This is a genomic window from Mesorhizobium sp. M8A.F.Ca.ET.165.01.1.1 (assembly GCF_004792065.1).
GTDB lineage: Bacteria > Pseudomonadota > Alphaproteobacteria > Rhizobiales > Rhizobiaceae > Mesorhizobium.
The window spans coordinates 1-304 of record NZ_SRTH01000201.1; the positions used below are offsets into that span (position 1 = coordinate 1).

Annotated in this window: 1 pseudogene; it reads left to right on the plus strand. The window is 54.6% G+C overall.

The annotated features are described in order from the left end of the window. Nucleotides 1-190: pseudogene (locus tag EN808_RS37905) on the plus strand (type II toxin-antitoxin system YafQ family toxin); the annotation flags it as partial. Nucleotides 191-304 lie beyond the last annotated feature (114 nt).

Genomic DNA, 304 nt, shown 5'->3' on the forward strand with positions numbered 1-304 from the left:
GTCAGATATTAGGTCTCCTGATCGGCGAACATGAACTGCCGCCGATCTACAAGGACCATCCGCTGAAAGGCGACTGGAAGGCTATCGCGACGCTCACATCGAACCGGATTGGCTTTTGATCTATCGCGTCGCGAATGGCGAACTGCAGCTTGCACGAACCGGTTCTCATTCCGATCTCTTCAACGAGTAGCTCATCGTTTCACGAAACGACGAACCGCTCGATCTCCTCGCGTTGACTCCTCTCAGGACGGAGCGCCTTTCGCAGCTTCTGCTGAAAAACTGCTGCAACCGGTCAAAGTCCCAC